8 protein-coding genes are annotated in these 11,170 nt (G+C 33.9%); 1 reads left to right on the top strand and 7 read right to left on the bottom strand.

The features are described from left to right. Positions 1 to 138: 138 nt before the first annotated feature. From ACQVV1_RS17570 to ACQVV1_RS17540, 7 genes are all read right to left on the bottom strand, one after another. Complete coding sequence (locus tag ACQVV1_RS17570; RefSeq protein WP_431169269.1) at positions 139 to 1,308, bottom strand: serine hydrolase domain-containing protein; 1,170 nt, start codon at positions 1,306 to 1,308, stop codon at positions 139 to 141. Between the two features lie 1,065 nt (positions 1,309 to 2,373). Further along, positions 2,374 to 3,780 (bottom strand): MFS transporter, encoded by a 1,407-nt coding sequence (locus tag ACQVV1_RS17565; protein ID WP_431169267.1) that lies wholly within the window; start codon positions 3,778 to 3,780, stop codon positions 2,374 to 2,376. A 570-nt stretch (positions 3,781 to 4,350) separates the two neighbouring features. Continuing rightward, entirely contained in the window at positions 4,351 to 4,776 is a 426-nt protein-coding gene (locus ACQVV1_RS17560; protein ID WP_199710729.1) for a MarR family winged helix-turn-helix transcriptional regulator, read from the bottom strand. Positions 4,777 to 5,355: 579 nt separating this feature from the next. Further along, a complete protein-coding gene (locus ACQVV1_RS17555; RefSeq protein ID WP_431169266.1) occupies positions 5,356 to 6,378 on the bottom strand; it encodes a sensor histidine kinase in 1,023 nt (340 codons plus the stop codon). Continuing rightward, positions 6,375 to 7,046, bottom strand: coding sequence for a response regulator transcription factor (locus ACQVV1_RS17550; RefSeq protein ID WP_431169264.1), 672 nt, complete (start codon positions 7,044 to 7,046; stop codon positions 6,375 to 6,377). The genes ACQVV1_RS17555 and ACQVV1_RS17550 overlap by 4 nt, the downstream gene beginning before the upstream one ends. Positions 7,047 to 7,127: 81 nt before the next feature. Continuing rightward, entirely contained in the window at positions 7,128 to 9,110 is a 1,983-nt protein-coding gene (locus ACQVV1_RS17545; RefSeq protein ID WP_431169262.1) for an FtsX-like permease family protein, read from the bottom strand. Next, on the bottom strand, positions 9,100 to 9,867 hold the full coding sequence (locus ACQVV1_RS17540) for an ABC transporter ATP-binding protein (protein ID WP_431169260.1): 768 nt from the start codon (positions 9,865 to 9,867) through the stop codon (positions 9,100 to 9,102). Before ACQVV1_RS17540 ends, ACQVV1_RS17545 begins: the two co-directional genes overlap by 11 nt. Before the next feature lie 534 nt (positions 9,868 to 10,401). Between ACQVV1_RS17540 and ACQVV1_RS17535 the strand changes: the two genes are divergently transcribed. Beyond that, on the top strand, positions 10,402 to 11,163 hold the full coding sequence (locus ACQVV1_RS17535) for an ABC transporter ATP-binding protein (protein WP_431169259.1): 762 nt from the start codon (positions 10,402 to 10,404) through the stop codon (positions 11,161 to 11,163). Positions 11,164 to 11,170 lie beyond the last annotated feature (7 nt).

The following is an 11,170-nucleotide window of genomic DNA, read 5'->3' as shown; positions in this document are numbered from 1 at the left end:
CGTGACCATCAACTTAAGAAGAATAAACGCCACCAAAACAAAAAAAGCCCCAAATTTTTCTTGAAAATAAGTTGGGGCTTTCGAACCAGAAAAGTATATTTTTAACTATGAAAACTACGATGAATTTTTCCTTTTTTCCTACTTGCTAAATTCAGCAAGTAAAATATTTTTAAAAGGATTAGGACTGTCAGTTCTACCCAAACTATTCCAATTGACGACCAACGTATGCTTGCCTCCAAGTTTACCTCCAACAAGAGTTGTAAACCCTAGAATGCCACCTGTGTGTCCCCATATCGAGACACCGCTTGGAAGCTTAGTTTCATGGATTCCAAGACCATATCCATCGATTCCTTCTTTTCCTGTAGGAACTGTAGTAAGCATTTGTTTTAGTTGCTGTTCCTTCAGTAATTTGCCACCGAGCAAGTAAGAGAAGAATTTGTTTAAGTCATCAGCAGTAGAAATCATATCTCCAGCCGAGCTAGCTGCACTTGGGTTATAATAAGTAACGTCTTTTAGCTCACTTGCTCGGTCTGGTTGGACATATCCACGGGCATGGTTAGTGCCTGGAATAACACTTGAATTGCCTGGTAGGAATGTATTCGACAATTCAAGTGGTTCAATAATCCGATTTTCAATCTCTTCCGCATAGCTGTTTCTAGTTACTTTTTCAATAAGAATGCCCAGTAATACGTATCCTGTGTTTGAATAAGACCAGCCCTTTCCTGGGGCAAAGTCTGGAGGCAGAGAAACCCCCATCTTCACTAACTCTTCAGCCGTATACGATTTTTTTGTATCCGTAAAATCAGCGTCTTTTGACCTTGAGTATTCAGCGATACCACTTGTATGGTTCAATATATGCCGGATAGTAATCTTGTTACCATCATATCCATTTCCTTGAATGACACCAGGCAACCAGTCTTCGATGTAGTCGTCTAGATTCAGGCGATTCTCTCCAGCTAATTGAAGTACAACTGTTGCGGTGAACGTCTTCGTCACACTCCCAATGCGAAAGCGAAAATCTGTTTTCATTGGTTTCTTGGTTCTCAGATCCGCTATTCCAGCGGCATACCCCCACGTTTTTCCACCCTCAGAAGTTTTAGCAAGTATCCCCGGGTATCCAAGTTGCAATGTATCCCGCATTGCTTGCTTGACGGAAGTACGATCTCGTTGAGTATTTGTTTGTAACGAACTAGATACATTTTGAGTGAGCTCTGCTTTTACAATTGAAGTTGGTGTTGTATATAACAGGGAACTTCCAGCTATTAAAAGGGCCAGACTTGCACATGTAATTTGACTACGTATTTTCATAAGGCATTCCTCTCCTCTATTCATATTGTATAAGTGTTTGCTTACTGTTCCTTACTTCCTGACAAGACTTAAGGAAAGGCCTTCACGCATATAGATTAAAGCCCCATTACAAAGGTATCTATCAATACCAACAATTTGAGCCATTTAAATCTCCATCCCTCCTATAACAAAATTATCCAAAGGTATGAAAGCATACTATGTACCCTTAGTTATTGTTAGTATTAACACAACATAAGACATAACCCCAACCCATATTTTACTTTATTTATCCATAATATGTATTGAGAAATAATGTAAATTCGAATCCTTTCCGTAACACAACTATTTATCGTTTTTTTTATCTATTATAATTAATTATTTAGAATTTCATAATAAAAAACTGTAAAAAAAATAACGAGTCACTTAACGTACAGGAAGCGGTTGAAAAATATGTCTATACGCACAGTTTTCTTTTTTGATATGGTGAACCCATCGCCATCAAGGTAAGGTTTTGAAGTACCCACTAAATGAAATTTTTTCTTTCTCTACAGGTAGTTATTTTGAGAAGTCATCTCATTTTTTGTTTTTGAGGTGTTACTTTTTCTTAAGTTGATGAATGTGGGGTACCGCCACATCACTATCAAGCTTAGAAAAGCAAATACCCCCAAGATGAAAAATTAGTTGTTTTCTGTAAAAAATACACAAAATTTTCATCTTGAGGGTGTAAATTCTTAAGTTGATGGGCATAGGGTATCCCACATGCCTATCAAGCTAAAAAATGGTATCCATAAAAAGAAAAAAACGCTATTCTTTTTGTAGAAATATACAGAAAGGATGGCGTTTTGTATGAATCTATTAATTCAAGATAAGTTTCATTTATTCGCTAAAGAACTAAAGCGATACCTATCTCCACATGTCCTTCAACACCTCGCACAGAAGACAGGATAGTATGTGATGGTATCCCAGTCCTAGCCCATTAGAATTATTAGAAGCTGGATTAATTTTTTAAACTTCAAGTCTATTTTTTAAAGCACCATAGCCGAAGCGTTAAACCTTAATATTATGCATTTCTGGGCTCACCGAACATCATTTCGGTATTGATAAGTCGTCCTCAGAGGCTAATTTCGTCTGTTTTATACGAAAGGATATCGACAAACTCAGAATGACGAAAAACAATTGAAGAGACAAAGCCAACAGAATTCCCGTTAACAACCACAAATTTAGCGATTGACTAACGGCAATGAAAGCACCGCCGATTCCTATACTTAAACCCGGACTGAATGCGTCTGTAAATTGAAGGCTGGCAGATATCTCCCCTTCTTCACCTGCATTCGCATGCTGCAACGCAATAGCTCCGGTGGTTGGATGTGCTAACCCTATACCAAATCCGATGAAAATTTGCGAAATCACTGCAAATACGATTCCCCCTCCGTGCAGACCTACAGCTAGCATAACAGCGGCAACACCAATGACCATAAAACAAATACCAGCCGTTACCCGTTTGTTTCGACCTGCCCCGTGGTCTTTGGCATCAAACTTTGACTGGATCCAAGCTGCCATCGACCAACTTAATGCACCCGCCGCCACAATTAACCCAGCCAGATCTGCAGGCATTTTTTTCACTTCTGTCAATGCTAGGACAACATAACTTTCGGTAGCAGTATAACAAGCGACAAACAAACCTCTTGACGCAATAGTCGCAGGCAAACCTTTCCTTGCACTAAAAGTACCCCCGGGCAGCAACTTTCGCAAAGGTTGGATCATGAAAAGCACCCCCACCGCCGAAAGTACCATACCCTTCCAATCGGTTATAGAACCAAGGCCCATCATCAACAAGCCCGTTCCAATGGCCAGCACCACCGCATATCCTTCTTTCTGGATATTTTTAGAAGCTTCTTTTTCCTTCACCGAAAATTTGCGATAAGCGGGAAGCGTCAGCACTACAGCCAAACCAATGAAAGGAAGCACCATCCAAAAAACAACTCTCCAGGAGAAAAACTCAGCTAAAAGTCCAGCGATATAGGGTCCAATTAAGGCAGGTAAAATATAAGCACTTGAAAACACGGCAAGTATTTTCGTTCTCAGCTTATCGGGATAGCCTAAAGTAATGCTATAATATACGCACGTAATGATTGCTCCTGCGCCAAACCCCTGAAACACTCTCCCTGCGATTAGCATAACCATATTCACCGAGGTGGCCGCAATAACAATGCCAATCACGAAAAAAAGAATCGATGCCATAAACGATGTAAAAACGCCGTTTTTGTTAATTCGCTGACCTATAATCATGGTTCCGACGATTTGTGCCAAAAGAAAAGAACTGAATATCCAACCATACAAATGAAGAGCATGTAAATTTCGCGCTAAATTTGGAGCAATAGTGGTAATCGCCAGTCCTTCAAATGCCACGGTAGTCACAGCAAGTATGATCCCTATAGTCAGAGCTCTATACTTGGCGTCAAAAATCCCGATACTTTTATCTAATATATCCATCCTGTATCCTCCTCATTATTGTTGTCGTAGCAATACTTGACACGACAAGTATTTAATCTGTTAATATTTTTCCTAAAAAAAAGCATAGAAATAATAGTCTTGATTATAATGGTCGCAGCAACTATATATCCCATCTATTAACACTTACCAGTCCGACTCATCGATTCTATCAAGTTTCTTTTAAAACACCTAAATATTTACTCCACAGCCCACGCAGAGAGTGATTCCCTTAATATAACGACACCGAAATCATGATGCCAACCCTTGAATTTGATTAATTTTAAATATATTATTTTTTCTGACTTTTAATCAGAGTGAGAAAAACAATCAAATGAGGGAAACGCTTTACTTTCATATACCTTAAGAATAAATTCTAATCATGGTATCCAATTATTTTTCTCTCCCTCAATGAGATGCTCAATCACTTTATGGACATTCCAGGTTTCTTCACTTTCATTGCTACTCTCGGATAAACCGGATAAAAAAATACTCCAATGTGTGTGATGTACGCTCGAGTACCTCAATCCCTTCTTTTAAGATTGAAATGCATTCCTCTACTCTTCTCTCTGATTATAAATCCTTTACATTGTTATACATTACAGAAAGAATTCTCCTAAATGTTTCTACTTCCTCTTCAGACAAACCCTTGATGGTGTTCTTATACGCCTCTATGGATGGAGAAAGGATGTCATCTTTACTTTCGCGACCTTTAGGAGTCAAATATACACGTAAAGACCTTCGATCAGTTTCATGGACTACACGATAAATAAATTCCTTCTTCTCCAGTTTGAAAAGCATTCGTGCAACGTTTGTCTGATCCTTGTGCAATCTTTCAGCAAGCTCTTTTTGGGTAATCCCTTCTTTTTCCCAAAGAACGACCAATATTTCCCACTGATCCACAGTAATATCAAAAGGATTCACCACTTTTTGATAATAGTTATTCAGCTTAAGAGCCGCACGCTGTACATTAACACCCATATATTTTTCTAATTCCACGGTCGGCCCCCTTTATAATAGACATGACTATAGTTGCTACGATTATTATATTCGTGTCTCTTTCCATTGTCAATTTCCCTAAAATAAGGTACCGTTACATCGCTATCAAGCTAAGCAAAAAAACAATAAGCTGTCCATATGGACAACTTATTTACATAATTCCCGTTAGCTGAAGTCATTTTAAAATTCTATATGTCGATTTTTTCTTTGCCCTTGCGTATAAACCACCATATCAAAAAAAGAAAATTGTACGTTTGGACACAATTTAGAAACAAAATATCCGATTCCTTGTACGATAAGGGATCGGATATTTATTTTACTGTTTTATATAGTGTACAATTTCTCGCTTACGAGGTCTGTGTAGCAACCGAATCAAATCTTACGTTAAGTATTAGTGGCCATCAAAAATAGTAATGACTACTTCAGATTAACATCCATCCGATTCATAATTAAATATACCAATATGTTAAATGGCTAAATAATACAAACGGTATGAAGAGAATTTCTACTCTTTGCATACTGTTTTACATTTGTTTATAAGTTTCATACGAAATTCATGGAAAGATGGCAGCATCTCTTTTATAAATAAGTCTCAAAAGTTACCATACCTGATAAAGGAAATATTAATGTAACTCTAGTTCCTTTATTCATTTCAGATTCAATGCCAATTTGCAATCCTAATTTTGAACACAGTTTTTCGCATAGATACAAGCCCATTCCTGTACTTTTGCTAAATCTCCTTCCATTCTCTCCAGTAAATCCTTTTTCGAAAACTCTATTTATATCTTTAGGTATTATCCCTACTCCATTGTCCTGTATGGTTAGTATTACTGAGTTAGCTTTCTTAATTGCATATATACGTATCATTGATTCTTTGTTATTTGAGTACTTTATGGAATTTCCTATTATTTGATTAATAATAAATTCAATCCATTTTCCATCACTATATACAATCTCATCAATATCCTGTATATCTAATTTTATTCTCTTATGAATAAAATCCCTATAGTTTCTTTTAATTACACTCCTTACTACATTATCAAGGTTAATTGGCTTTATCATATAGTCTTTATTAACATTATTACTTCGAGAATAATACAGCACCTGTTCTACAAACCCTTCGATTCGATCCAATTGTGAGTCTATTTTATTAGATATTTCGTTTTGATTATTTTCAATTATTAGCTTTGTAGAAGCTATCGGCGTCTTAATTTCATGTACCCATGTTTCTATATATTCTCTGTAATCTATTTGCATATCTCTATAATATTTTACATTTTCATGCATATCTCTACTTACTTCTTTCAGTATAGCGTTAAGCTTTTCCCCATGTATAAAGTTTGATTCCCTTACTACCTCTGGAAGTAGGTATTTTTTCTCCAAGTTTTCTAATATGCCATTAATCTCATTATAATAATTTTTACATTTTATAAATTCTATAGCCATATATATAATCAATGGAAAAAACCAAATACAAAAGACAAAGAATATGATAATGAACGGAACATTCACAGTCAGCAATATACCTGCTAGTATAATAAATACCAGTACATTAGATAGCATTACTACCATTTTATCTTTAGTAAATTCACCTATATTCATGGCATTATATACCCTAAGCTTCTTCTTGTTGCAATTGGATTTTCTATACCTATCTCTTCAAGCTTTTTTCTTAATCTATTTATATTAACAGTTAAGGTGCTATCATCCACAAAATAATCAGATTTCCATAAAGTTTCTATGAGTGAATCTCTTTTTACAATATTTCCGCGATTATTTATTAAGCATGAGAGTATTTTAACTTCATTTTTAGTTAATTCTACAGACTTGTCTTGATAAGTAACTGTTGCATTTGAAAGATTTAAATTAAAATCCCTATAAATTAAGATATGATTCATCTTGAAATCTCCAGATGTTCTTCTTAAAATGTTTGTTACTCTTGCTAATAGTATTTCTGTATTATAAGGCTTTGTTATAAAATCATCTGCTCCTAAATTCATACTTATCAGTTCATCTACATCACTATCTCTACTTGTAACCATGAAGATTGGAATATCTGAAGTTTTACGTATTTCTCTGCATATATAATAGCCATCGAACACAGGAAGATTTATGTCTAGTAATATAAGGTCTGCATTCTCACTTTCTATATATTCAATAATATGATTAAAATCTGTGGGAGCCTTTACTTCATATCCATACTTTATAAAAAAATGTTGTAATTCTTCTCTGATGATTTCATCATCTTCAATTAGAATGATTTTTCCCATGACTTTTCTCTCCCTATACAGAATATAAGGCTATTACATCTTGAGAAACAAGGTGTAATAGCCCTAATGAGCATTATAAAATCAAGTATTACTTTTTACAATATTTTTATACCCGACATATGTCGTGTAGAAATATACTACATAAACTACAAGAAATACTAAGCCCGTCATCAATGCTGGTAAAATAATGTCTGTTTGTTGAAATGTGTTAATATAATAATTGACTACATAAATTCCAACTATAGAATGAATTATGGCAAGAAAAACTGGAAGACTAAAATATACGAAAGTTTGAATGAAAATCGTTTTGTCGATCATTGTTCCGTTTGAACCAATTCTCTTCAAAGATTTATATCGATCTATGCTATCACTGGCTTCTGATAATTGTTGAAGAGCTAATACAGCCATACTCGTTATAAAAAAAACAATACCTATATATATCCCAATAAACAGTACGATAGTTTTCAATCCCTTACTTCCTGCATAAACTTCATCCTTTGATTTGCCTGCTATACGATTAATATTTAATTTCGGACCATTTTCGTCATAAAAACCTCGTGCAACGTTATCATATTTTTTATTATATTCTTCCCTATTTCCATCTAAATAATTTACATTAAGTACGGATGCAGTAATTTTGTGACCTGATAAAAACTCATCATTTATAACAATTGTGAAGTAATTAGTTCGCACATCATAAGTATAAAGATTCTCTTGTATAACTTTAGCGTTTTTTACCAAATATTCTTTTTCTTTAATATTCACCTTATTGCTATTTTTTAATCTTTCATTTATCGAATTAACCAATCGGCTTTCATTTGATAAAAGTAAAATTTCATTGTTATTTAAAGTGATTTCCTTTTCACCTTTAAGATTTAAAATTCTATTATAATCAGATACTTTAATGAAATCTATACTGTTATTATAATCTTTAAGTTCTGGTACAAAGTCCACCACTTCCATCCCTGTTCGATATACATTATAAGATACATATTTTTCGTTATTACTTATTTTAAAATTAAATTTATTTAATACTTCTTCTATAGTGTAACTTTCATCCTTATTCTCCAACGTAATACTGGCATCAAATGGTGTTACTTCTTTCGTTGTTGCATCCATCATTCTGTTAAAGCTGATTCCTGTAGATAAAGCCACCATTGTAAGGCATAACATTAAACAGATTACAGACATTGATATAAAATTTGTATTAACCTTACTATTTATTTGTTTGATGATAAATATATTTAACCCTTTAAAATAGACTTTTCTATTCTTCTTTACAACATATAATATAAATCCAGATAAACTAAAGAAAAACAGCAATGTACCTAATATGCCAATAATGATAGATACCACGAGCATAGGATTAGTAAAATTCAATCCGATTTTTAGTACAGTCACATATGCATATCCAAGTGATGCTACACACAAAATAAATGTGATTACATAGATAAGAGGATTTCTAAATTTTACATCTTCGTTTTTTCTACCTGCTGTTAACAAATCAATTATTTTGTATTTAGAAACAACATATACATTAAATAACATAACAAGTAAAAACATGATTCCAAAGTATAATGAGCTTTTAACTATAGCACCTGTTGAAATTGCAAATTTATATTTATTGATGGGCAAGTCAAATAGCTTTAATGCAAATGTAGATAACCCCTGCGATACTCCAATACCTATTATAAGTCCACTCACTAAAGATATAACGCCAACTAGAAATGTCTCTGTTACTAATATTCTGGATATGTTTCTTCTTCCCATACCTAAAGTCATGTATATTCCTAATTCTTTTTTACGTTTTTTAATTAAGAAATTATTTGCATACAATATTAAACCACCTAATATTACGGATACAAATACTGACACATTTGAGATAGCGTTCATTACTGTAGGCACATACTTTCTATCTGAAGCGTTAATTTCCATAAGTGCCTTTTGTGATTCTATTGAGTTAAAGCTATAAAATATACAAACAGCCAGTGTTAGTGTCAAGAAATATATTGCATAATCTTTAAAACTTTTCTTTACATTCCCAATAGCAATCTTAGAGTACATTATTATCGTCACCTCCAAGAAGGGTTATAACTTCGATAATTTTAGTAAAGAATTCTTTTCTGGAATCATTTCCTCTTACCAACTCGATAAATATTTTGCCATCATTAATAAAAAGAATTCTACGAGCATAGCTTGCTGTAAATGCATCATGAGTAACCATAAGAATTGTAGCTTTTAAATCCTTATTAAGACTTTCAAATCTTTCGAGTAATAATCTAGCCGATTTAGAATCTAACGATCCTGTTGGTTCATCTGCGAGTACTAAAGATGGCTCTGTTACGATAGCTCTTGCCGAAGCAACCCTTTGTTTTTGTCCGCCTGATATTTGATAAGGGTATTTGCTTAATACTTGTTCAATGTCTAAATATTTTGCAACTGCTTGTATTTTGTCATCAATTTTTGAACTTTCCTCACCTTTTATAGTTAACGCTAGGGCAATATTTTCATAAGCAGTAAGGGTATCTAATAAATTAAAGTCTTGAAACACAAACCCTAATTCATTTTTTCTAAACTTATCTAGTGACTTTGATTTTAACCGAGTAATGTCACTATTATTGATTATTATTTTTCCCGTCGTAACATGATCAATCGTTGATATACAGTTAAGTAGTGTAGTTTTGCCACTTCCTGAAGGCCCCATAATACCAACAAATTCCCCCTCATCTACCTTAAAACTAATATTATCTATAGCCTTTGTTACATTATCTTTATTACCATAATATTTTTCAATTTTTTCTACACTTAATATATTTTGCATTAATACTTCTCCTTTTTCATTATAAAAATTCTTTAACTCCCATTCATTTATGTTATTCATTTTATATAATTTCATTTATAGTATCGATGGAATTACATTTCATTAACATTACATTTTTGTTATATTGAGCGATACCTCTACATGTAAGTTACCAGAAATTGCGATAGTATAAGTAGGGTGTTTTTGCCCATCCCCTCGAAATGGGGGAATAAGCAAATCAATATCGCATATCCCTAACGTTCATATATATATATGAATTATATAGTTCATAAAAGTGTATATTTGAGGTCATTTAAACCATTTATCCTTCATTGTAACAATCCGATCCGCATTTGGTGTTTTTTTATGTGTATCCTTCCTATATTAAAGTAGATGGTTTCAAGCGAAAAAAATACCCCCTTATATACCACAGAACTCATTACCGAATGAATGGATTCTTACAAAAATGTTAGGTTACTGTTATATAAATCAATTGCAGTTCATCTCAAAAAAACGCAAAATAGGCAATGGAAAAACAAATGTAGGAGGATATATATGATAAAACCAGTTGTAGACGTGAAAAACGTTCAAAAAGTGTATGGTAAAAAAGGTGAGAACCAATCACACGCATTAAAAGGTGTATCATTCTCGATTCAAGAGGGGGAGTTTGTTGGTATTATGGGGCCTTCTGGTTCTGGTAAAACAACATTATTAAATGTAATTTCAACGTTAGATAAAGCAACGGGCGGCATTGTTGAAATTACAGGTACGGATATAACGAAAATGAAGCAAGGTGAGCTTTCGGATTTCCGTTCACAAAAGTTAGGATTTATTTTCCAAGACTTTAACTTATTGGAGAACTTATCTATTTACGAAAACATCGCTCTTCCACTTTCCCTTCAAGGTGTCTCATCACGAAATATTGGAAAGAAAGTAGAAAAAGTAGCTGATGTGCTAGGCATTACAGAAATACTTCAAAAATATCCATCTGAAGTATCTGGTGGGCAGAAGCAACGTTCAGCAGCAGCGCGCGCGTTAGTCCATGAACCAGCAATTATTTTAGGGGACGAGCCAACAGGAGCTCTTGATTCTAAAAATGCAACAAGTTTACTGGATGCGATGACAAACTTAAATAAAGAACAAGGTGTATCTATTATGATGGTTACGCATGATCCGTACAGTGCAAGTTACTGTCAGCGTATTTTATTCATTCAAGATGGTGAGCTATATAAAGAAATTCACCGTGGTGGTTCACGTGAAGAGTTTTATAAAGAAATTTTAGATGTGCTTGCGGACTTAGGCACACAAAAAGCGTAAGAAAGAA

Origin of the sequence: Bacillus basilensis (assembly GCF_050630465.1) — a bacterium.
Classification (GTDB): Bacteria; Bacillota; Bacilli; order Bacillales; family Bacillaceae_G; genus Bacillus_A; species Bacillus_A basilensis.
The sequence above is the reverse complement of the archived record's forward strand: the minus strand, read 5'-3'. Positions and strand labels throughout refer to the sequence as shown.

Bases quoted from the DNA above. Each gene is read 5' to 3' on its own strand.
- ACQVV1_RS17570 (WP_431169269.1), bottom strand. From the start codon at position 1,308: ATGAAAATACGTAGTCAAATTACATGTGCAAGTCTGGCCCTTTTAATA.
- ACQVV1_RS17565 (WP_431169267.1), bottom strand. From the start codon at position 3,780: ATGGATATATTAGATAAAAGTATCGGGATTTTTGACGCCAAGTATAGA.
- ACQVV1_RS17555 (WP_431169266.1), bottom strand. From the start codon at position 6,378: ATGAATATAGGTGAATTTACTAAAGATAAAATGGTAGTAATGCTATCT.
- ACQVV1_RS17550 (WP_431169264.1), bottom strand. From the start codon at position 7,046: ATGGGAAAAATCATTCTAATTGAAGATGATGAAATCATCAGAGAAGAA.
- ACQVV1_RS17545 (WP_431169262.1), bottom strand. From the start codon at position 9,110: ATGTACTCTAAGATTGCTATTGGGAATGTAAAGAAAAGTTTTAAAGAT.
- ACQVV1_RS17540 (WP_431169260.1), bottom strand. From the start codon at position 9,867: ATGCAAAATATATTAAGTGTAGAAAAAATTGAAAAATATTATGGTAAT.
- ACQVV1_RS17535 (WP_431169259.1), top strand. From the start codon at position 10,402: ATGATAAAACCAGTTGTAGACGTGAAAAACGTTCAAAAAGTGTATGGT.